General features: G+C 53.3%; 19 protein-coding genes. 17 read left to right on the top strand and 2 right to left on the bottom strand.

What is annotated here, in order from left to right; translation table 11 throughout:
• The first annotated feature begins 11 nt into the window (after positions 1-11).
• The 10 genes from murD (at position 12) to Q5911_RS05875 (ending at position 10,212) form a co-directional block, all read left to right on the top strand.
• Positions 12-1,370, top strand: coding sequence for a UDP-N-acetylmuramoyl-L-alanine--D-glutamate ligase (gene murD / locus Q5911_RS05830; RefSeq protein ID WP_303181635.1), 1,359 nt, complete (start codon positions 12-14; stop codon positions 1,368-1,370).
• Between the two features lie 14 nt (positions 1,371-1,384).
• The gene (locus Q5911_RS05835) at positions 1,385-2,470 is read left to right on the top strand and encodes an FtsW/RodA/SpoVE family cell cycle protein (RefSeq protein WP_076777038.1); all 1,086 of its coding nucleotides are present in this window, start codon (positions 1,385-1,387) and stop codon (positions 2,468-2,470) included.
• A gap of 53 nt (positions 2,471-2,523) precedes the next feature.
• Positions 2,524-3,324 carry a cell division protein FtsQ/DivIB gene (locus tag Q5911_RS05840; RefSeq protein WP_303181638.1) on the top strand — a complete coding sequence of 267 codons (801 nt, stop codon included), beginning with the start codon at positions 2,524-2,526 and terminating at the stop codon, positions 3,322-3,324.
• 200 nt (positions 3,325-3,524) lie between these two features.
• On the top strand, positions 3,525-4,754 hold the full coding sequence (ftsZ, locus tag Q5911_RS05845) for a cell division protein FtsZ (RefSeq protein WP_076777043.1): 1,230 nt from the start codon (positions 3,525-3,527) through the stop codon (positions 4,752-4,754).
• 229 nt (positions 4,755-4,983) lie between these two features.
• Positions 4,984-5,772, top strand: a complete 789-nt coding sequence (locus Q5911_RS05850; RefSeq protein WP_226394674.1) for a sigma-E processing peptidase SpoIIGA — start codon at positions 4,984-4,986, stop codon at positions 5,770-5,772.
• Between the two features lie 23 nt (positions 5,773-5,795).
• Positions 5,796-6,536, top strand: a complete 741-nt coding sequence (gene sigE / locus Q5911_RS05855; protein ID WP_076777047.1) for an RNA polymerase sporulation sigma factor SigE — start codon at positions 5,796-5,798, stop codon at positions 6,534-6,536.
• Between the two features lie 50 nt (positions 6,537-6,586).
• Positions 6,587-8,194 (top strand): MBL fold metallo-hydrolase RNA specificity domain-containing protein, encoded by a 1,608-nt coding sequence (locus Q5911_RS05860; protein ID WP_076777049.1) that lies wholly within the window; start codon positions 6,587-6,589, stop codon positions 8,192-8,194.
• Between the two features lie 176 nt (positions 8,195-8,370).
• Positions 8,371-9,150, top strand: coding sequence for an RNA polymerase sporulation sigma factor SigG (gene sigG, locus Q5911_RS05865; RefSeq protein ID WP_303181712.1), 780 nt, complete (start codon positions 8,371-8,373; stop codon positions 9,148-9,150).
• Between the two features lie 111 nt (positions 9,151-9,261).
• Positions 9,262-9,921, top strand: a complete 660-nt coding sequence (locus Q5911_RS05870; protein ID WP_303181645.1) for an HAD family hydrolase — start codon at positions 9,262-9,264, stop codon at positions 9,919-9,921.
• A 27-nt stretch (positions 9,922-9,948) separates the two neighbouring features.
• On the top strand, positions 9,949-10,212 hold the full coding sequence (locus Q5911_RS05875; RefSeq protein ID WP_076777053.1) for a glyoxalase: 264 nt from the start codon (positions 9,949-9,951) through the stop codon (positions 10,210-10,212).
• Between the two features lie 45 nt (positions 10,213-10,257).
• Here Q5911_RS05875 and Q5911_RS05880 read toward each other — a convergent pair whose 3' ends face one another.
• Positions 10,258-10,686 carry an FMN-binding protein gene (locus Q5911_RS05880; RefSeq protein WP_076777056.1) on the bottom strand — a complete coding sequence of 143 codons (429 nt, stop codon included), beginning with the start codon at positions 10,684-10,686 and terminating at the stop codon, positions 10,258-10,260.
• A gap of 143 nt (positions 10,687-10,829) precedes the next feature.
• Between Q5911_RS05880 and pth the strand changes: the two genes are divergently transcribed.
• The 4 genes from pth (at position 10,830) to Q5911_RS05900 (ending at position 17,253) form a co-directional block, all read left to right on the top strand.
• Positions 10,830-11,414: an aminoacyl-tRNA hydrolase gene (gene pth / locus Q5911_RS05885; RefSeq protein WP_226394679.1), complete on the top strand. Its 585-nt coding sequence runs from the start codon at positions 10,830-10,832 to the stop codon at positions 11,412-11,414.
• A 4-nt stretch (positions 11,415-11,418) separates the two neighbouring features.
• Positions 11,419-14,757 (top strand): transcription-repair coupling factor, encoded by a 3,339-nt coding sequence (gene mfd / locus Q5911_RS05890; RefSeq protein ID WP_303181650.1) that lies wholly within the window; start codon positions 11,419-11,421, stop codon positions 14,755-14,757.
• Between the two features lie 53 nt (positions 14,758-14,810).
• Entirely contained in the window at positions 14,811-15,872 is a 1,062-nt protein-coding gene (locus Q5911_RS05895) for a peptidyl-prolyl cis-trans isomerase (RefSeq protein ID WP_303181653.1), read from the top strand.
• Positions 15,873-16,023: 151 nt separating this feature from the next.
• The gene (locus Q5911_RS05900) at positions 16,024-17,253 is read left to right on the top strand and encodes an aspartate aminotransferase family protein (protein ID WP_303181657.1); all 1,230 of its coding nucleotides are present in this window, start codon (positions 16,024-16,026) and stop codon (positions 17,251-17,253) included.
• A gap of 84 nt (positions 17,254-17,337) precedes the next feature.
• Here Q5911_RS05900 and Q5911_RS05905 read toward each other — a convergent pair whose 3' ends face one another.
• Positions 17,338-17,781 carry a GatB/YqeY domain-containing protein gene (locus tag Q5911_RS05905; protein WP_076777067.1) on the bottom strand — a complete coding sequence of 148 codons (444 nt, stop codon included), beginning with the start codon at positions 17,779-17,781 and terminating at the stop codon, positions 17,338-17,340.
• 174 nt (positions 17,782-17,955) lie between these two features.
• Here Q5911_RS05905 and Q5911_RS05910 point away from each other — a divergent pair, with 174 nt between their 5' ends.
• The 3 genes from Q5911_RS05910 to Q5911_RS05920 are packed head-to-tail and all read left to right on the top strand — an operon-like array spanning position 17,956 to position 20,022.
• Positions 17,956-18,798, top strand: coding sequence for a DUF5685 family protein (locus Q5911_RS05910; RefSeq protein ID WP_303181662.1), 843 nt, complete (start codon positions 17,956-17,958; stop codon positions 18,796-18,798).
• Positions 18,791-19,486 (top strand): DnaJ domain-containing protein, encoded by a 696-nt coding sequence (locus Q5911_RS05915; RefSeq protein WP_076777071.1) that lies wholly within the window; start codon positions 18,791-18,793, stop codon positions 19,484-19,486. Before Q5911_RS05910 ends, Q5911_RS05915 begins: the two co-directional genes overlap by 8 nt.
• The gene (locus tag Q5911_RS05920; protein ID WP_303181666.1) at positions 19,477-20,022 is read left to right on the top strand and encodes a hypothetical protein; all 546 of its coding nucleotides are present in this window, start codon (positions 19,477-19,479) and stop codon (positions 20,020-20,022) included. Before Q5911_RS05915 ends, Q5911_RS05920 begins: the two co-directional genes overlap by 10 nt.
• Positions 20,023-20,074: the final 52 nt, after the last annotated feature.

Genomic DNA, 20,074 nt, shown 5'->3' on the forward strand with positions numbered 1-20,074 from the left:
GAAGCTCTGCTATGGAAGTAAAAGGAAAAGAAGTGCTTGTGTTCGGACTTGGGATCAGCGGCATCGGCGCCGGATCCCTGCTGGAAAAAAGAGGAGCACAGGTGGTGCTCTATGACGGCAATGTGAATCTGGACAAGGAGGAGATCAAAAAGAAGCTGGGCGCAGAGAGCAGCGCCAGAATCATCGCCGGCCCCTTCCCGGAGGAGCTCCTGGGGGAACTGGACCTTGTTGTGTTGAGCCCCGGCGTGCCCACTGATCTTCCTGTCATTGAGAAGATGAGAGAGGCGGGCATAGAGATCATCGGGGAGATCGAGCTGGCTTATCTCTTCAGCAAGGGAGAGATCCTGGCCATCACAGGTACAAACGGGAAGACCACCACTACCTCCCTTCTGGGTGAGATCGCAAAGAACGCTTTTGACAGCGTTTTTGTAGTGGGAAATATTGGCAATCCCTACACCACGGTGGTGGATGAGACAAGGCCGGATTCCGTGATTGTGGCGGAGATGAGCAGCTTCCAGCTGGAGAGTATTGTCACCTTCCGGCCCAGGGTGTCTGCCATCCTCAATCTGACGCCGGATCACCTGAACAGGCACCACACCATGGAAGCCTACATCCAGGCAAAGGAGAATATCACAAAGAACCAGACAGAGGAAGATTTCTGTATCCTGAATTATGAAGATGAGGTACTCCGCACGTTCGCAGAGACCCTGCGGGCCCAGGTCATCTATTTCTCCAGTGCCAGAAAGCTGGATACAGGCATTTATCTGGAAGACGGTCATATAATATACAGGGGGACAGACGGAACGGAGGAGATGCTGTGTGATGTGGAGGAGCTTCAGCTTCTTGGCACCCACAATTATGAGAATGTGATGGCGGCCTCCGCCATGGCCATCGCCTACGGCGTCCCCATGGACGTGATACGTGATACGGTGAAGGCATTTAAGGGCGTGGCTCACCGGATCGAGTTCGTGGCGGAAAAGGAGGGCGTGGCTTACTACAACGACTCCAAGGGCACCAATCCGGACGCTGCCATCAAGGCAGTCCAGGCCATGAAGCGGCCCACTGTGCTGATCGGGGGAGGCTACGACAAGCAGTCCGACTTCAGCGAGTGGATCCAAAGCTTTGACGGCAAAGTGAAGCGTCTCGTACTTTTGGGCGCCACAAAGGAGAAGATCGCCGCCCAGGCAGAGGCCTGCGGATTTACGGACTATGTGTTCGCAGACTCCTTTGACGAGGCGGTCAAAAAAGCGGCGTCAGCTGCCGCGCCCGGGGATGCGGTTCTCCTCTCCCCCGCCTGCGCCAGCTGGGATATGTTTAAAAGTTATGAAGAACGGGGCGATAAATTCAAAGAGATCGTAAATTCCTTGTAAGGGGAGAGCGAAGATTGCCGGGTTCATCCAGAAAGAAAAAATATGACTACACGCTGCTTGCAGCTTTGGCGCTTCTCCTTCTGGCCGGGCTTGTGATCCTGCAGAGCACCAGTGCCTGGAACGGAGAAGTGAAATTCAATGATCCTTATTATTATCTGAAAAAACAGGTTTTTGCCACAACTATTGGGATAGCGGCCATGTTTGTGACGGCCAGCATGGATTACCATGTCCTGCGCCGTTTTGCACTGCCGGCCTATCTGGCGGCGGTGCTTTTGTCCGTCGCTGTCCTTCTTGTGGGAGATGAGTACAACGGGTCCAGAAGATGGCTTTCTTTGGGCCCTTTTTCTTTTCAGCCCTCAGAGTTTGCCAAGGTGGCGGTGATCCTCTTCCTGGCGGACAGGGTGACGAAGTATGCGGACAAAATAAAGAAAATGCGGGTCATGGCAGGCATTATGATCCTGATCCTGCCGGTGGCCGGCCTTGTGGGTGCCAGCAATCTGAGCACAGCCATCATTATCCTGGGGATCGGAGTGATCCTTGTGTTTATCGCAAGCCCCAGGTACGGCCAGTTTATCTGGATGGGAGTTGTCGGATGCGGGTTTATGGCTGTCTTCCTGGCTATGGAGAGCTACCGCCTGGAGCGGCTTGCCATCTGGAGGAATCCGGAAGCCTACGAGAAGGGGTATCAGACTCTGCAGGGGCTCTATGCCATCGGCTCGGGCGGCCTGTTCGGGCGGGGGCTTGGGAACAGTGTGCAGAAGCTGGGATTTGTCCCGGAGGCGCAGAATGATATGATCTTCTCCATCATCTGCGAGGAGCTGGGACTTTTTGGCGCAGGCTTTATCCTGCTGCTCTTTCTCATCCTGATCTGGCGGTTCTACGTCATTGCCAGCAGGGCGCCGGATCTTTTCGGGGCGCTCATTGCCGCGGGGGCCATGGGACATATGCTGATCCAGGTGATCCTGAATATTGCGGTGGTGACCAACACCATCCCCAACACCGGGATCACCCTGCCTTTTGTCAGCTACGGGGGAACGTCTGTGGTTTTTCTGCTCCTGGAAATGGGGCTTGTGCTCAGCGTGTCATCTCTGGTAAAATAACAGGAAAGCGCCGGACGCATCGGCGGCCGGCACAGGTATACAGGAGGCTTTACATGAGACAAAAGAAAAATAAGGGCTATAAAAAGTCCCATAAAATATATGCGCTGACAGTGATCGTCTTAGGGCTTGCCATTATTCTGATGGCTCTGTTCCTGCTCTTCTATGTGCAGAAGATCGAAGTGAAGGGCAATGAGTACACGGACAGCCAGGAGATCGTAGATCTTGTGGAGGAGGACCCGCTCGCCATAAATTCTCTGTATCTGCTGTACAAATACCGTTTCACCGACTACGATATGCCGGGCAGCCTCAACTCCATAAGCGTATCCCTGCGTGCTCCCTGGTCCGTGCAGGTGACTGTGGACGAAAAAAGCATTCTGGGCTATGTGACAAGCGGAGAGCAGAACGTGTATTTTGACAAAGAGGGGACCGTGGTAAAGGAGAGCAGCGAGGTCCTGGAAGGTGTGCCCTGTATCGAGGGACTTGACGTGTCCGGGGCAGAACTGTACCAATCCCTTGAAAACGGAGATGAGGCCGTGTTCCAGTCCATTCTGGAGGTGACACAGCAGGTCAGGGAGTTTGAACTTTCCCCGGATCGGATCGTGTGCAGCAACGGGGACATCCAGCTTTGGTTCGGTGAGATCTGTGTGCTTCTGGGCGATAATATTACTTCTGACAAAATGGCCCAGATTTCCCCCATCCTGGCCAATCTGGAGGGGCGTAAAGGCACGCTTCACCTGGAACATTTTTCGGAGGAAGGGAACGCTGTCACTTTTGATATCGATGAGCTGCCAGCGGCAGAGGCGACCCAGGAGACACCGGAAGCGGAGCAGCCTGAGGTGGCATCCGGGGAATAGAATGCCGGAGCCGACGGATACAGCGGATAAAATGCCCTGTTTCTCACGTAAAAATGAGCGGAAATCCATAAAAATAGAGAAAATTCTATTGATATTTTGCACAAAAGCCTATATTATATAGTATATATGGCGGGCTGGCAGTCCGCCGTTATGGGATGTATAATTATATAATAAGGATAGAAACAAAGGAGGAGAAACCCTTGCTAGAGATTAAAACAAACGAGTCAGAAGCGGCGGCAAAAATTATTGTTGTTGGAGTAGGAGGCGGCGGAAACAATGCTGTCAACCGAATGATCGACGAACAGATCGCCGGCGTTGAATTTATCGCTATTAATACAGACAAGCAGGCCCTTCAGTTATGTAAGGCGCCTACACTGATGCAGATTGGAGACAAGATCACCAAGGGACTGGGCGCAGGCGCCCGGCCGGAGATCGGAGAGAAGGCGGCCGAGGAGAGTGCAGAGGAGATCTCAGCAGCTCTGAAGGGCGCGGACATGGTATTCGTCACCTGCGGTATGGGAGGCGGAACCGGAACCGGCGCAACACCTGTAGTTGCCCGCATTGCAAAAGAGCAGGGGGCTCTGACTGTAGGCGTTGTCACAAAGCCTTTCCGTTTTGAGTCCAAGACACGCATGAACAATGCGCTGGCTGGAATTGACAAGTTAAAAGAGAATGTAGATACACTGATCGTCATCCCCAATGACAAGCTTCTGGAAGTGGTAGACAGACGCACCACCATGCCGGAGGCGCTGAAGAAGGCGGATGAAGTGCTGCAGCAGGGTATCCAGGGAATCACGGACCTGATCAATGTTCCGTCCCTTATCAACCTGGATTTTGCGGACGTGCAGACAGTTATGACGGACAAGGGTATCGCTCATATCGGTATCGGACAGGGCCGCGGCGACGACAAGGCGCTGGAGGCTGTGAAGCAGGCTGTTGCCAGCCCGCTGCTTGAGACTACTATTGCAGGGGCTTCCCATGTTATCATCAATATTTCCGGTGATATCACCCTTATGGATGCGTCCGATGCAGCTGAGTTTGTACAGGATCTGGCAGGGGAGGATGCAAATATCATCTTCGGTGCTATGTACGATGACTCCAGAGCAGATGAAGCGACCATCACTGTGATTGCGACGGGATTACATAACGTGGGTGGAACGTCCTCAAAACTGAAATCCAGACTGGAGGGAAGATCTGGGATGGTTCCGCCGGCCAGCAGCTATGACAGACAGCTGAATTCTACCCATGCATCACATACATCCCACACAACTCATGCTCCGAGATCGGAGGCAGGAGCTGTGCCGACTAACAGCGGAAGCGGACTGAAGCGTCCGATGGGAGGCACGACGCCTTCACTGGACACACCGAGAACACCTACCAGCAAGGTGAAGGAGCAGTCCATCAAGATTCCGGATTTCTTTAAAAAATAAAATATAAGAATCGTTTCAGAAGACTGTGCATTGTGCACAGTCTTCTTTTTTCTGTCTTTTTCGAAATCTTTTGTATTTCTGCGGAAACGATGTTTTTCTGTCGAGAAAATCTGCCGGGTCCCCGGCACCATCTGACAAATTTTGAAGCCCTCTTCTCCTTATAATAAATCCTGCCCGGGTACAGTAAAGCAGTACGCGATGTCTGCACAAAAGAGAAAGAAGGTGTAATGTGGAGTATGAACTGTATATAGATGTGTTTTTTCTGGAAAATTTTATGATGGATCACATACTGCTCCTTCTTGTCAGGCGGATATTGAAAAGCCCTGCCACGCTTGGAAATATTGCCCTGGGAGCACTGGCGGGATCTGTGCTCATGTGCGTGGTGACCGTTTTACCGCTTCCCTGTCCGATCATAAAATTTTTTCTGTTCCACGGCGTGGTCAGCGTGATCATGCTGCGGGCGGGGCTTCGGATCCCATGGGGGAGGAAGATGGTGTACGCCCTCTGCCTTCTTTATGCGGCGGGGTTTCTCGCGGGCGGCATCATGGGATATCTGTCTCAGTATGGAGACTGGATGGAAGTGGGAAGCCTCTTCTTTGCTCTGGCAGCGGGAAGCTACTATCTGGCTTCAGGCGTGCTCTGGCTGCTATCGGCGGCTCTTGGGCATGGCAAGTACAGATGCCGGGCGGAGATTTTCTGGAAGGAGAGAAAGGTGGCTTTGACCGCTCTCATAGACACCGGAAATTCCCTGACGGACCCGTTTACCGGAGAACCGGTCAGCATCCTGGAGAGGACGGCGGCTGATGAGCTGTTCTGTGGACAGATGCCGGAACAGATGCGGTACATCCCATACCGTTCCGTGGGAAGGAAAGAGGGAGTTCTCCCGGCTGTGAGGCTGGAAAAGCTCTGCATATATGAGAGGGGGCCCAGATGGATCGAGGCGCCCCTGGTGGGGATCAGCGAGGACGCAGTATCTTCAGATGGAACGTACCGGATGCTCATCCATCCGGATCTGTAGTATAGATTGGAGGAGAAAAAGACATGATGATAAAAGTTGCAGTGCCAAATCAGTTTAAACTGAAGGTGATACCGAATTTTCGGACCTTTTTGTTTCCGGAGAAAGGAGACGTGCACTATATAGGCGGGTCGGATATCCTTCCGGCGCCCCTTGAGGCCCGGGAGGAGGCATCGGCCATCGGAAAGCTGGGGACGGAGGAGGACAAAGCTGCCAGGAAGCTGCTCATCGAGCACAACCTTCGGCTGGTGGTGTACATAGCAAAAAAGTTTGACAACACAGGGGTGGGGGTGGAGGACCTTATCTCCATCGGGACCATCGGGCTCATCAAAGCCATCAACACCTATGATCCGAAGAAGAACATCAAGCTGGCGACTTACGCCTCCCGGTGCATCGAAAATGAGATCCTCATGTACTTGCGGAGAAATAACAAGACAAGGATGGAGGTGTCCATAGACGAACCCCTCAACGTGGACTGGGATGGAAATGAGCTGCTCCTTTCAGACATCCTGGGCACAGAGGAGGACACTATCTACCGGGATCTGGAACAGGAGGCGGAGAGGAAAGTGCTGGGAAAGGCGCTGGAGAGACTTACGAGCAGGGAGCAGACCATCGTGCGCCTCAGGTTCGGCCTGGGTGTGCCCGGCGGGGAGGAGAAGACCCAGAAAGAGGTGGCGGACGTGCTGGGCATTTCCCAGTCCTATATATCACGGCTGGAGAAGAAGATCATGCAGAGACTGAAGAGGGAAATGGTAAAATATTCATAGCCACAGCCTGAGTAAAATGATACAATAAAAAGAAAAAGGGGTTGAGGTATATGAAACTTACTTTTATCGGCGCGGCCCACGAGGTGACAGGCAGCTGCCACCTTCTGGAAGCCTGCGGGAAACGGGTTCTCATTGACTGCGGCATGGAGCAGGGACCGGATCTGTATGAGAATCAGAAACTCCCGGTGACGGCGGCGGAGATCGACTATGTGCTTCTGACCCATGCCCACATCGACCACTCGGGCAATATCCCTCTTCTGTGCAAGCAGGGATTTACAGGCGAGGTGGTCACCACCTTTGCCACCTCGGATCTGTGCAGCATCATGCTCCGTGACAGCGCCCACATCCAGGAGTTTGAGGCTCAGTGGAGGAACCGGAAGGCCCGCCGCAGCGGCGGAGAGCTCTACGAGCCGGTGTACACCATGGCGGACGCGGACGCGGCCATCCAGCGCTTTGCCCCCTGTGATTATGAGCAGACCATTGACCTGTGCCAGGGGATCAAAGTTCGTTTCAACGATATGGGACATCTTCTTGGATCCGCCAGCATTGAAGTGTGGGTGACAGAGGAGGATGTGACAAAGAAGATCGTGTTCTCGGGGGACGTGGGGAACACCAACCAGCCCATCATTCGCGATCCCCAGCCTGTGAAGGAGGCGGACTATGTGGTCATTGAGTCCACCTACGGCGACAGGCTCCACGGGGATGAGATTCCGGACTACGTGGGAGAATTTACCCGGATCCTGCGGGAGACCTTTGACCGAGGAGGCAATGTAGTCATTCCCTCCTTTGCTGTGGGCAGGACCCAGGAACTTCTCTACTTTATCAGGGAGATCAAGGAAAAAAATCTTCTGCCCGAATACCCCGCTTTTGAGGTGTATGTGGACAGCCCGCTGGCCATAGAGGCCACCACAATCTTCAATAAAAATGTCAGATCCTGTTTTGACGAGGAGGCGCTGGCGCTTGTGGAACAGGGGATCAACCCGCTGCTTTTCCCGGGACTGAAGACAAGTATCACCACGGAGGAGTCCAAGCAGATCAACCTGGACGACCGCCCCAAGGTCATCATCTCGGCCTCGGGCATGTGCGAGGCTGGAAGGATCCGCCACCATCTCAAGCACAATCTGTGGCGCAGCGAGTGCACCATCTGTTTCGTGGGATACCAGGCGGTGGGGACGCTGGGCAGAAAACTTCTGGAAGGTGCCCAGGTGGTCAAGCTCTTTGGAGAGACGATCTCGGTCAATGCCAGGATCGAGTCCATCAAGGGGATCAGCGGCCATGCGGATATGAACGGTCTTCTGGCGTGGCTGGAGGGCTTTGAGAGGAAGCCGGACCAGGTTATCGTAGTACACGGGGAGGACACGGTGACAGAGAGTTTTGCGCAGACTGTGGAGGAGAGGATCCATTGTCCCGCCTTTGCACCCTTCTCCGGAGGCTGCATAGACCTTGCTACGGGAGAGATCCTGTCAGAAGGCCTGCGCATTCCCAAGAAAGCGTCTGAGAAACCTGCCAGGGCGAAAGCCAGGGCTGCCTTTGAGCGAGTGGTGGCAGCAGCCCGGCGCCTGATGGAGGTAGTCATGAAAAATGAAGGGCTCTCCAACAGAGACCTTGCCAAATTTGAGAGCCAGATCCAGAATCTGGCAGACAAGTGGGACAGGTAAGCTGCCGGATGGAGACGAAATAAAAACAGGAAAATGCAACAGAAAGTTTTAGCTCTTTGTCAAGGGCTAAAACTTTTTTTATTTTCCCATGTGCCAGTATAAGCCCGGGCCGGATTGAGAAAAATCAATACTGTACGAGATCAGATGACGACGGAAAACAAGGAGGTTTGAAGATGATGGCACAGGGGAAGGTTGAGATCTGCGGAGTGAATACGTCAAAGCTCCCGCTCCTTACAGAAGAGGAAAAGGAAGAGCTGCTGGACCGCATAAAAGAGGGGGATGAGGAGGCAAAAGACAGGTACATCAAGGGGAACCTTCGGCTGGTGCTCAGTGTCATAAAGCGCTTTTCGGCCAGCAATGAAAATCCGGATGATCTTTTTCAGATCGGCTGTATCGGTCTGATCAAGGCAGTGAACAATTTTAATACGGAACTGAATGTAAAGTTTTCCACCTACGCGGTTCCCATGATCATCGGGGAGATCCGGCGCTATATGAGAGACAACAATTCCATCCGGGTGAGCCGCTCCCTGCGGGACACAGCGTACAAGGCCATCTACGCCAGGGAGAGCTACATGAAGCAGCACCTGAAGGAGCCCACTGTCCAGGAGATCGCGGAGGAGATCGGTATCGCCAAAGAGGACATTGTCTTTGCCCTGGACGCCATACAGGCCCCGGTCAGCCTGCAGGAACCGGTATACAGCGACGGCGGGGATGCCCTCTATGTGATGGATCAGATCAGCGATAAGAAGAACCGGGAGGACAAGTGGATCGAAGATCTGTCCCTGGAGGCGGCCATGGAGCATCTGAGCGGAAGAGAACAGTACATTATCAGGCTGCGTTTCTTTGAGGGGAAGACACAGATGGAGGTGGCGGAGGAGATACAGATCTCCCAGGCCCAGGTCAGCCGGCTGGAAAAGCATGCCCTGAAGATCATGAGACAGTATCTTGGCAGCTGACGCAAAAAGAAGCGGCGAAAAAACAGCAGGATATGCAAATGCCCGTTGAAATTTCAGCCGCTTCATACTATGATAGGGGGGAAAGAAAAAGGAAAAGGAGTGCCGTGTATTATGAGAGGCTGCATATTTGACCTGGACGGAACATTGACGAATACATTGGAGTCACTGACCTATTCTGTAAATCTTACGCTGAAGGAGATGGACCTTCCTCCCATCACCATGGACCAGTGCCGAAGTTTCGTGGGCGACGGGGCGAGAAAGCTCATAGAGCGGACCCTGGAGGCCTGCGGAGACGCGCATCTGAGCCGCCTGGAAGAGGGGATGGAAATCTACGGGAGAATATTCCATGACAATTGTACATATCATGTAACACCCTACGACGGCATCAGAGAGATGCTGAAAGATCTGAAAGAGATGGGCATCCGGCTGGCAGTGCTGTCAAACAAACCGCACGGGCAGACTGTGGATGTGGTGAGACAGATCTTCGGGGAAGGGATCTTCGACTTCGTGCAGGGGCAGAGCGGGGAGCTGCCAAGAAAGCCGGACCCTGCCGGCGTCCTGTACCTGCTGGATAAAATGGGGGTTGGCAAGGACGATTGCGTCTATGTGGGAGACTCGGAGGTGGACGTTGCAACTGCCAGAGCAGCCGGTGTGACCGGTGTGGCCGTCACATGGGGATTCCGCAGCAGACGGATCCTTGAGGAAGCGGGGGCCAGGCGTCTGATCAGCCATCCGGGTGAGCTGACAGAGTTTCTGAAGGAAAACAGATAGAGAAAGGGAAGAAGGGAGGAAAGAAAAATGTATGAGTATGATGAAGAATGTCTGCAGGTGTTCCTTGACAGACAGGGACAGCTGTTTGACGAGCCTGTGGCCGAGACCTTAGAGGAGGCGGAGGCATTTCTTGAGGACTGTATGGCCGTTGTGGTGGACAGTATCCAGGAAGTGGCAAACTATTTCCTTGAGGAGGGCGTGGACGTGGAAGGCATGTCTCTTGAGGAACTGGAAGAGGCCTCAGAGGTTTTTGCCCTGCCAAGCGGCAAGTATCTGATCGTAGAAAGCTAGGAAGGACTTTGCAGGAAAAGGAGCCGCCCGGTGTGGGCGGCTCTGTTATTTCTCTGCCTTTGCCAGCGCGTCTTTGATGGCGTCCACGATGACCTGGGAGGTGTAGGCGGAGTCGGATGAGAAGGAGAGATTGTCAAGGGACTGGGTCTCGCAGATCTGGGCTGCGATGTCCTCCATAGCCGGCTGGGCCAAAGGAAGCATGGCGGCTGCCGTCTCATCCATGTTGGTAAAGCGGATGGAGCTGATCCCTGCGTCATCCACCGAGACTTCTACTTCCAGGTCTGTATTGTTCAAGGTAAGGGAGGAGGTGTAGACGCCGGCTTTGTACTGGGCTGCCGGGCTGTTTCCCTCTTTGTCATTGGGAAAGAACATGAAGACCAGCAGCAGGATCAGAAGGATTGCCAGTATGGCAAAAATGACGGTGTAGATGATCTCTTTCATGTGGAGCACGACGATTTTTGTTCTGGAACTCATAAAAAGCCCTCCTGTACCATTATGGCAGTATTTTATTCTCTATAATGTATGCCGGGAAGCGGGAAAATATTCCCGGCTTTTGCGTGACAAACCGCCTCTCTTCCTGTAGAATGGAGAGAGCGTGAAAGGAAAGGTGGAAGACAATGTATATTATAGCAGGACTTGGTAACCCGGGACTTCCCTATGAGGGGACAAGACATAACGCCGGGTTTGATGTCATAGATGTGCTGGCCCGGGAATATAATATCTCCGTAGATTACCGGAAAAACAGGGCCCTGATCGGGAAGGGGGCCATAGAGGGCCGGAAGGTGCTTTTGGTCAAGCCTCAGACCTACATGAATCTGAGCGGGGAGAGTATCCGCGGGCTTGCAGATTACTATAAGATCGATGAAGAGTCGGAGCTCATCGTCATTTATGACGATGTAAGTCTTGATCCGGGACAGATCCGGATCCGCAAGAAGGGGAGCGCCGGCGGACATAATGGGATAAAGAGCATCATCTCCCATCTGGGTACGGATGTGTTCCTCCGCGTCAAGGTGGGCGTGGGCCAGAAGCCAAAACAGTATGATCTGGCAGACTACGTCCTGGGACATTTTTCGGCAGAAGAGAAAAAAGAGATGGAGGAAGGATACCGCCATGCCGCAGAGGCGGTGAAGTACATGGTGACAGATCGTGTGGATGAGGCCATGAACGAGTTTAACCGCAAGGTGAGACCAAAGGAGCTGTAGAGACATGAGAGCACTGACAATGCCGCTTGAGGAGCTTGCGGAATTTGAAGAGATAAAAAAAGAACAGAAAAAAGGGAAGGGCCTTCTGCAGGTGTCGGGCTGTGTGCGTTCCCAGAAGACCCATCTTGTCTACGCCCTGTCCGGCGGATCAAAAAGGCGCGTTATCGTCTGCGCCAGCGAGTCAAAGGCAAAGCAGGTGTACGAGGAATACCGGTTTCTCGGCAGTGACGTCTGGTTCTATCCGGCAAAGGACTTTCTCTTTTACCAGGCAGATATCCGCAGCAAGGAGTTGATGAGTCAGAGAATGTCTGTCATCCAGGCTGTGCTGGAGCAGGAACAGATCACAGTGGTGCTGGGATTCGACGCCTTTATGGACGCTCTGCCCGCTCCGGAGGCAGTGCGCAGCCAGGCCATATCCATAGAAAATGGGGCATTTATCGACTTCCAGCAGGTACAGCGCCGTCTGGCCCAGGCTGGATATGACAGGGAGTCCCAGGTGGAAGGCCCGGGACAGTTTGCAGTGCGCGGAGGCATTCTGGACATCTTCCCCATCACAGAGGAGCTGCCTGTGCGGATCGAGCTGTGGGGGGACGAGGTGGATTCTGTGCGCACCTTTGACGTGGAGAGCCAGCGGTCTGTGGAGAACCTGGATCGGGTCCTTGTGTATCCCTGCGAAGATGCGCAGAAAGAAGGGGCAGGGGTCTCCTTCCTGGACTATTTTTCCGCGGAGGACACGATCCTTTATCTGGACGAGCCGGTGCGCCTTCTGGAAAAAGGGGAGGCCGTGGAGAGTGAGTTTGTGGAGGCACAGGCCAAGCGGATGGAGAGCGGATACCAGGTCAGCGACGAAGAGATGGTCCTGTACCATACGCCGGATATTGCGAAAAAAATGAACCGTTATTCCTGCGTGGGGCTGTGCGCGCTTGAGACAAGGTGTCCGGAGTTTAAGATCCGGGGGAAATACAGCCTGGAGACAAAGAGCGTCAGCCCCTACAACAACAGTTTTGAGATGCTCACCAGAGACCTGAAGCGGCTCAAGAGAGAAGGGTACAGGGTCGTCCTCCTGTCCGGATCAAGGACGAGGGCAAAGCGTCTGGCGGAGGATCTGCGGGACTACAATCTGAGCAGTTTTTACAGTGATGAGATGGACCGGGAAGTGGAGCCTGGGCAGATCATGACCGCCTACGGACATGTGGGGGAGGGCTATGAGTATCCCCTGCTGAAATTCGAGGTCATCTCAGAGACAGATATCTTCGGAAAAGTAAAAAAGAAAAAGAAGCGCCGCACCTACGAGGGAAGAAAGATCCAGAGCTTTTCCGAGCTGAAGGTGGGGGACTATGTGGTCCATGAAAATCACGGCATCGGCATCTACCAGGGCATCGAGAAGATCGAGGTGGATAAGGTGGCCAAGGATTACATGAAGATCTCCTACGCCCAGGGAGGGAACCTCTATATTCCGGCCACCCAGCTGGACCTGATCCAGAAGTATGCAAATGCAGACGCAAAGAAGCCGAAGCTGAACCGTCTGGGTACCCAGGAGTGGCACAGGACAAGGACAAAGGTGCGGGGAGCGGTCCGGGAGATCGCCAAAGATCTGGTGGCGCTCTACGCGGCCAGGCAGGAGCAGGACGGTTTCGTGTATGGGCCGGACACAGTCTGGCAGAAGGAATTTGAGGAGATGTTCCCCTTTGAGGAGACGGAGGATCAGCTCACGGCCATCGAGGCTGTGAAGCAGGACATGGAGAGCCATAAGATCATGGACCGCCTCATCTGCGGAGATGTGGGATATGGAAAGACGGAGATTGCTATCCGGGCGGCCTTCAAGGCTGTCCAGGAGAACAAGCAGGTGGTCTATCTTGTCCCCACCACCATTCTGGCTCAGCAGCATTACAATACCTTTGTCCAGCGGATGAAGGAGTTTCCGGTGCGGGTGGATCTGATGTGCCGGTTCCGCACACCGGCTCAGCAGAAGAAGACCATCGAGGACACAAAGAGGGGGCTTGTGGACATTATCATCGGTACCCACCGGGTTCTCAGCGACGACCTGAAGTACAAGGATCTGGGGCTTCTGATCATTGACGAGGAGCAGCGTTTCGGCGTGCAGCACAAGGAGAAGATCAAGAAGCTGAAGGAAAATGTGGATGTGCTGACCCTGACGGCCACCCCTATCCCCAGAACCCTCCATATGAGTCTCATCGGCATCCGGGACATGAGTGTCCTGGAGGAGGCGCCGGAGGAGAGGATGCCCATCCAGACCTATGTCATGGAGTACAATGATGAGATGGTGCGGGAGGCTATTGAGAGAGAGTGCGCCCGCCAGGGGCAGGTGTACTATGTCTATAACCGGGTGGAGGACATTGCCGAGCTGACAGCCAGGATCCAGAGACTGGTGCCGGATGTGACGGTGGCATTTGCACACGGGCAGATGCGGGAGCATGAGCTGGAGAAGATCATGTATGCCTTTATCAACCGGGAGATCGACGTGCTTGTCTCCACCACCATCATTGAGACGGGGCTGGACATCTCCAACGCCAACACCATGATCATCCATGACGCGGACAGGCTGGGTCTCTCCCAGCTCTACCAGCTCAGGGGCCGGGTGGGGCGGTCCAACCGCATGGCCTACGCCTTCCTTCTCTACCGGAAGGATAAGCTGCTCAAAGAAGTGGCGGAGAAGCGTCTGGCCGCCATCCGGGAGTTTACAGACCTTGGCTCCGGCTTCCGGATCGCCATGCGTGATCTGGAGATCCGCGGAGCCGGCAATCTGCTGGGGGCAGAACAGCACGGCCACATGGAGGCAGTGGGATACGATCTTTACTGTAAGATGCTGAATGAGGCGGTGAAGCACCTTAAAGGAGAGACAGAGGAGGAAGAGACCTTTGCCACGACCATCGACCTGAACGTAGATGCCTTCATCCCGGACACTTACATTCCCAATGAATACCAGAAGCTGGATGTGTACAAGCGGATCGCGGCCATTGAGAATGAGGAGGAGATGGAGGACATGCTGGAGGAGCTCATCGACCGGTTCGGCGATATCCCCCGCAAGGTCCAGCAGCTGCTGCAGATCGCCGGGCTGAAGGCCAGGGCCCACAGGGCTTATGTGACTGCGGTGGAGCAAAAGGACGCCCAGTATATATTTACCATGTACGAACGGGCCAAAGTGGATCCTTTGAAGATTCCGGATATGCTTGCCGCCTACAGGGGAGACCTGACTTTCAAGGCAGAGGAAACGCCCTGCTTTGTGTATGAGAAAAAGGGCGGCAGCCGGAAGGTCAAGGAGGAAAATGCTCTGGAAGTGGTGAAAAAAGTGTTAATTTCCCTGGAGGGATTGCTTGAATAGACAAAAAAAGTTATAATGTGGACTAGGCATTTTAAAGGAGGATAAAAGTTATCATGAAGAAGAGAGCAGTTATTTTGCTGCTGGCCGGCGTTCTGGCGGCTGGATCACTGACCGGATGCGGCGGTCTGGAGGACAGTGATGTAGTGGCAACTGTGAATGATACAGATATCACAGCGGATGTGGCAAATTTCCTTGCCAGATATACACAGGCCCAGTACGAGACATACTATGCGGGGTACATGGGAGATGACATGTGGTCCGGTGAGAGTGAGGAGGGAAAGACCTACGAGGATACGGTCAAGGATTCTATCCTCGAGTCCCTGGAGAACATGTATTTGATGGAAGAGCACATGGACGAGTATGATATCTCTCTGTCTGACGAGGAGAAGAATTCGATCAAAGAGGCGGCCAGCCAGTTTGATTCGGAAAACGGACTGGCAGAGAAAGAGAAAGTCTCTGGAAATACAGATACAGTGGAGCGTGTCCTTGAGCTTCTGACAATTCAGAAGAAGGTGCAGGACGCTGTGGAAGCAGGAGCTGACACGGAGGTCTCTGACGAGGAGGCGGCTCAGAAGAGCATGCAGTATGTGACCTTTTCTTTCACGACGACAGATGAAGAAGGCAATTCTGTGGATCTGACTGATGAGGAGAAAGAAGAACTGAAGGCAACAGCGGAAAGTTTTGCGGCCGGCGCTGCGGGAGCAGCCGATTTTGCGGCTTATGCTACCGAGCAGGGACAGACATCTCAGGATGCCACCTTTGACGCGGAGAGTGCCACCTTGCCGACCCAGCTTGTGGAGGCGGCAGATGCCCTGGGCGAGGGGGAGACCACAGGAGTCGTGGAAGGAGACAACGGCTACTATGTGGCCAGAGTGACCAGCCTTTTAGACCGGGAGGCAACAGACACCAAGAAGCAGGAGATTGTGTCTGAGAGGCAGCAGGAGCTGATGGACGAGACCATCGCCGGGTGGCGCGAGGATGCAGATATAGAGGTACACGAGAGGGTGTGGGACAAGATTGAGTTTACCACCCTCACAGTCACCATGAAGCAGGAGGAGGCCGATCCTTACACGGATGAGGTTCAGACAGACGATCAGGTTGAGGATACAGAATAGTATAGATTGTATCGGAAAAAATACAGAGGGAACACTTGACAGGAAAGCGGGACATATTTATACTTGGTAAGTGTTAAGGCAAAGGTGTCACACATGAAAATGTGTGGCACCTTTTTTGTATATCTGCATTATAGAAAGGAAGGCGCTTCGTATGAAACTGAAAGATACCGGAATGACAGCAAAAGAGCTGAAAGCAATGGTGAGAAAGTATATGGTGGAGACCTATCCCAGATTTGATTTTGTGGCTGAGAGGGCAGAGGGAATGTACCTGTATGACGAGAAGGGGGAGGCCTATCTGGATTTCTATGGAGGGGTGGCGGTCAACAGCCCCGGCAACAGAAATGAGAAGGTGGTGGCAGCCATCAAGGAGCAGGCGGACGACATTATCCACACATTTAACTATCCTTATACGATCCCCCAGGCGCTCCTTGCAAAGAAGATCTGTGATACCATCGGTATGGATAAGATCTTTTACCAGAATTCCGGCACAGAGGCAAACGAGTGCATGATCAAGATGGCCAGAAAGTATGGAACCGACCATTATGGCCCAAAGAAGTATCAGATCATCACAGCGGAACATGGATTCCACGGAAGGACATTTGGCTCCATGGCTGCCACAGGCCAGCCGGAGACAGCCATCCAGGAAGGATTCGGGTCCATGGTTCCCGGATTTGTCTATGCCAGGTTCAACGATCTGGAAGATTTTGCCTCCAAGATCACAGAAAATACCATCGCCATTATGATAGAGCCTGTGCAGGGTGAGGGAGGCGTGCACCCGGCCACCCAGGAATTCATGGAAGGACTGCGGAAACTCTGCGATGACCATCATCTGCTCCTTCTCCTGGACGAAGTCCAGACAGGATGGGGAAGGACAGGAGCCCCCATGGCCTACATGGGATACGGCGTGAAGCCGGACGCGGTCTCCATGGCAAAGGCCATGGGCGGGGGAATGCCCATCGGAGCATGTTGTGCCAGAAAAGAAGTGGCTGAGGCCCTGGGAAGCGGAACCCACGGCTCCACCTACGGCGGCAGCCCTATCGCCTGTGCCTCCGCCCTTGCCTCCATCTCGGAGATCCTGGACCGTCACCTCTCTGAGAATGCAGAGGAGGTGGGCGCCTATCTGATGGAACAGCTTCGGACGCTGCCCCATGTAAAAGAGGTGAGAGGACGGGGCCTGCTGGTGGGCGTTGAGTACGACATCCCCATCGCCATGGAAGTGAAATGGGGTACCTTCAAAAGACATGCGCTGATCACAGCCATCGGCGACAGCATCAACCGTATGATCCCGCCCCTGATCGCCACAAAGAAGGATGTGGACCTGCTTGTGGAGAGGATGCGGGGCGCTGCCTTGGAGGCGGCAACTGCGGTGCAGGCAGCCTAGAGCGGCAGACAAAAAAGAGCTCTCGGAGTCATCTCCGGAGCTCTTCTTTTGTCTTGCAGGTCTGAAAGGATCATGCAATGATCTTTAAAATAATTTCCCCACCAGGTCGCTGACCAGCTTTCCGTCCGCTTTGCCTTTTACTTTGGGCATCAGAGTCTTCATAATGCGGCCCTTGTCCTTGGCTGTGGGGGCGTCGATGCCCAGCTCGGCCAGAGTGGCCTGGATGACTTCCTGGATCTGAGCCTCGTCCATCATCTGGGGTGCATACTGGTTCAAAACAGCCAGCCGGTGGTTGCACTCTTCAATGATCTCTGTGCGGTCCGGAGGTGTCATTTCCAGTGTCTCCTTTGTCTGCTTGATCTCCTTTAAGACAACCTGTGTCTCCTCCTCCTCAGTGAGGTCGGCTCTTTTGTCTATGGCTTTGTTTTTCAGCGCTGACAGAAGCATGGATAAGGTCTCTTTTGTCTCTTTGTCTCCCGCCTTCATGGCCTGGACCATGGCGCTTCTTACTTCATCAATTTTGCTCATTTGACTGTCCCTCCTATTGATATCTCCCTATATTATAGCGGAGCGAAGGAGAAATGAAAAGGATGATATAAACTTTTTGTGAAATCTCAGGATAAAATAATGCAGGATACGGACAAATCTGGTAAAATAACGTTCAGATGTGTGCGTCAGGCACACGTGTCAGCGGAGAGGAACATGTTCGGATATATTACCATTTGCAAACCGGAATTGAAGATAAAAGATTTTGAAAGGTATAAGGCTTTTTACTGCGGACTGTGCCAGGAGCTGAAGGAAAAGTACGGCATGGGAGGGCAGATGACCCTCACCTACGATATGACCTTTCTCGTCGTGCTCCTGTCTTCCCTCTATGAGTTCCAGACAGAAGAGGAGAGCCACAGGTGCAGGGTCCACCCGGCAAAGAAACAGAGGATGCTGCGGAATTCCGCGACTTCCTACGCGGCGGATATGAATCTTCTTCTTGCCTGGTATCATCTGAAAGATGACTGGGAGGATGAGAAGAAGGTATCCAGCCTGGCAGCAGGGAAACTGCTGAAGAGAAAGGCCGGCAGGATCGAGGAAACCTACAGGCGCCAGTCCCGTGTGTTTGAGGCTGCGCTTGGAGAACTGTCCCGGCTCGAGAAGGAGAAGAGCACAGATATCGACCAGACAGCCGGGTGCTTCGGGCGTCTCATGGAGGAACTGTTTGTATACAGAAAAGATATGTGGGAGCCCACCCTCCGCAGGATCGGCTTTTTTATGGGGAAATTTATCTATATAATGGATGCCTACGAGGATCTGGAGGAGGATCTGGAGAAGGGCCGCTATAATCCGCTGAGAGAGCTTCGCAAGAAGGAAGACTATGAACAGAGAGTGGGGGATATCCTCTGCATGATGATGGGAGAGTGCAGCGCAGAGTTTGAAAAACTGCCCTGCCTGACAGATATAGACATTTTGAGAAATATTCTGTATGATGGAGTGTGGAACCGATACCGGCTCATACAGAAGAAAAAACAGGAGGAGAAAAAGGGAAATGAGTAAAAATCCTTATGACGTGCTGGGGATTTCCCAGAACGCGTCGGATGATGAAGTGAAAAAGGCATACAGGGAGCTGAGTCGGAAATATCATCCGGATGCCAATGTGGACAATCCGCTGGCAGATCTGGCGGAAGAAAAATTCAAGGAAGTCCAGGAGGCATATGACGAGATCATGCGCCAGCGCTCCCAGGGAGGCAGCTCCAGCGGCGGTTTTGGCGGCGGAAGCAGGAGCTCTGCAGGCGGCGGATACAGGAATTATGGCTACCAGGGATACGGACAGCAGCAGTCCGCGGGCAGTGCCGGGGACAGCCAGCAGGATGTGGAGATGCAGGCGGCTATCAATTTTATCAACAGCAGGCGCTATCAGGACGCGCTGAATGTGCTGAACCGTATGCAGAACCGCACATCCATGTGGTACTATGCCAGCGCCTTTGCCAATGCAGGGCTGGGCAACAATGTGCTGGCAAGAGACCAGGCGGCCACGGCAGTCAACATGGAGCCAAACAATGTACAGTACCGGCAGCTGCTGAACCAGATTGAATTTAACAGCCGCAGGTATCAGAACAATCCATATGGGGGAGGCTATTACGGCTCGGGCAGCAGCTGTGGTACAGGAAATATGTGCTGTGACCTGTGTATTGCAGACCAGCTCTGTGAATGTATGGGAGGCGATCTTTGTACATGCATGTAAAGTCAAAAATGATGGCATTTGGCGGGCTTTCTCTCGCCCTGTGCATCCTTTTTATGGCGCTTGGAAGCGTTTTTGAGACGGGAACCCTGTTTTTCCTGGCCGCGTCCTCATTTTTCGTGGGGATCATGATCCGGGAAATGGGGATGAAGATGGGGCTGGCCTTTTATCTGGCGGCGGTCCTTCTCGGCTTTATCATTGCACCAAATAAATTTTATGTTGTGACCTTCGGGGCCATGGGGCTGTATATCCTGGTGATCGAGGGGGCGTGGCGGCTGCTTGCCAGAAACCCCGGCCGATTTCAGAAAAGAGGTCTGTTCTGGGGGATCAAATACCTGGTGTTCAATGTCATGTACATTCCGGCAGTTTTGTTTTTCCAGGAACTGCTGTTTTCCAGGGCGCTTACGCCGGTGATCCTTGCTGGTGTCCTTCTGGCAGGTCAGGTGGGACTGTGGATCTACGACAATGCTTATGAATATACCCAGGCTCACATCTGGAGCAGGATGCGGGGCAGGCTGCTCCGTCAGGGAGAGTCATAGATGTATAATTTCCTCTGTCTTTACAGATACTACCATTATCTACAGCAAGAAA

The sequence above is a fragment of the Lachnoclostridium phocaeense genome (assembly GCF_959599685.1).
Lineage (GTDB): Bacteria > Bacillota > Clostridia > Lachnospirales > Lachnospiraceae > Claveliimonas > Claveliimonas monacensis.

Excerpts from the sequence above, each read along its gene's own strand:
- Q5911_RS05920 (WP_303181666.1), top strand. The coding sequence starts at position 19,477 with ATGCATGTAAAGTCAAAAATGATGGCATTTGGCGGGCTTTCTCTCGCC.
- Q5911_RS05860 (WP_076777049.1), top strand. The coding sequence starts at position 6,587 with ATGAAACTTACTTTTATCGGCGCGGCCCACGAGGTGACAGGCAGCTGC.
- Q5911_RS05900 (WP_303181657.1), top strand. The coding sequence starts at position 16,024 with ATGAAACTGAAAGATACCGGAATGACAGCAAAAGAGCTGAAAGCAATG.
- Q5911_RS05880 (WP_076777056.1), bottom strand. The coding sequence starts at position 10,686 with ATGAGTTCCAGAACAAAAATCGTCGTGCTCCACATGAAAGAGATCATC.
- pth (WP_226394679.1), top strand. The coding sequence starts at position 10,830 with ATGTATATTATAGCAGGACTTGGTAACCCGGGACTTCCCTATGAGGGG.
- Q5911_RS05915 (WP_076777071.1), top strand. The coding sequence starts at position 18,791 with ATGAGTAAAAATCCTTATGACGTGCTGGGGATTTCCCAGAACGCGTCG.
- Q5911_RS05840 (WP_303181638.1), top strand. The coding sequence starts at position 2,524 with ATGAGACAAAAGAAAAATAAGGGCTATAAAAAGTCCCATAAAATATAT.
- Q5911_RS05875 (WP_076777053.1), top strand. The coding sequence starts at position 9,949 with ATGTATGAGTATGATGAAGAATGTCTGCAGGTGTTCCTTGACAGACAG.
- Q5911_RS05910 (WP_303181662.1), top strand. The coding sequence starts at position 17,956 with ATGTTCGGATATATTACCATTTGCAAACCGGAATTGAAGATAAAAGAT.
- mfd (WP_303181650.1), top strand. The coding sequence starts at position 11,419 with ATGAGAGCACTGACAATGCCGCTTGAGGAGCTTGCGGAATTTGAAGAG.
- Q5911_RS05905 (WP_076777067.1), bottom strand. The coding sequence starts at position 17,781 with ATGAGCAAAATTGATGAAGTAAGAAGCGCCATGGTCCAGGCCATGAAG.
- Q5911_RS05895 (WP_303181653.1), top strand. The coding sequence starts at position 14,811 with ATGAAGAAGAGAGCAGTTATTTTGCTGCTGGCCGGCGTTCTGGCGGCT.
- Q5911_RS05870 (WP_303181645.1), top strand. The coding sequence starts at position 9,262 with ATGAGAGGCTGCATATTTGACCTGGACGGAACATTGACGAATACATTG.
- murD (WP_303181635.1), top strand. The coding sequence starts at position 12 with ATGGAAGTAAAAGGAAAAGAAGTGCTTGTGTTCGGACTTGGGATCAGC.
- sigE (WP_076777047.1), top strand. The coding sequence starts at position 5,796 with ATGATGATAAAAGTTGCAGTGCCAAATCAGTTTAAACTGAAGGTGATA.
- sigG (WP_303181712.1), top strand. The coding sequence starts at position 8,371 with ATGGCACAGGGGAAGGTTGAGATCTGCGGAGTGAATACGTCAAAGCTC.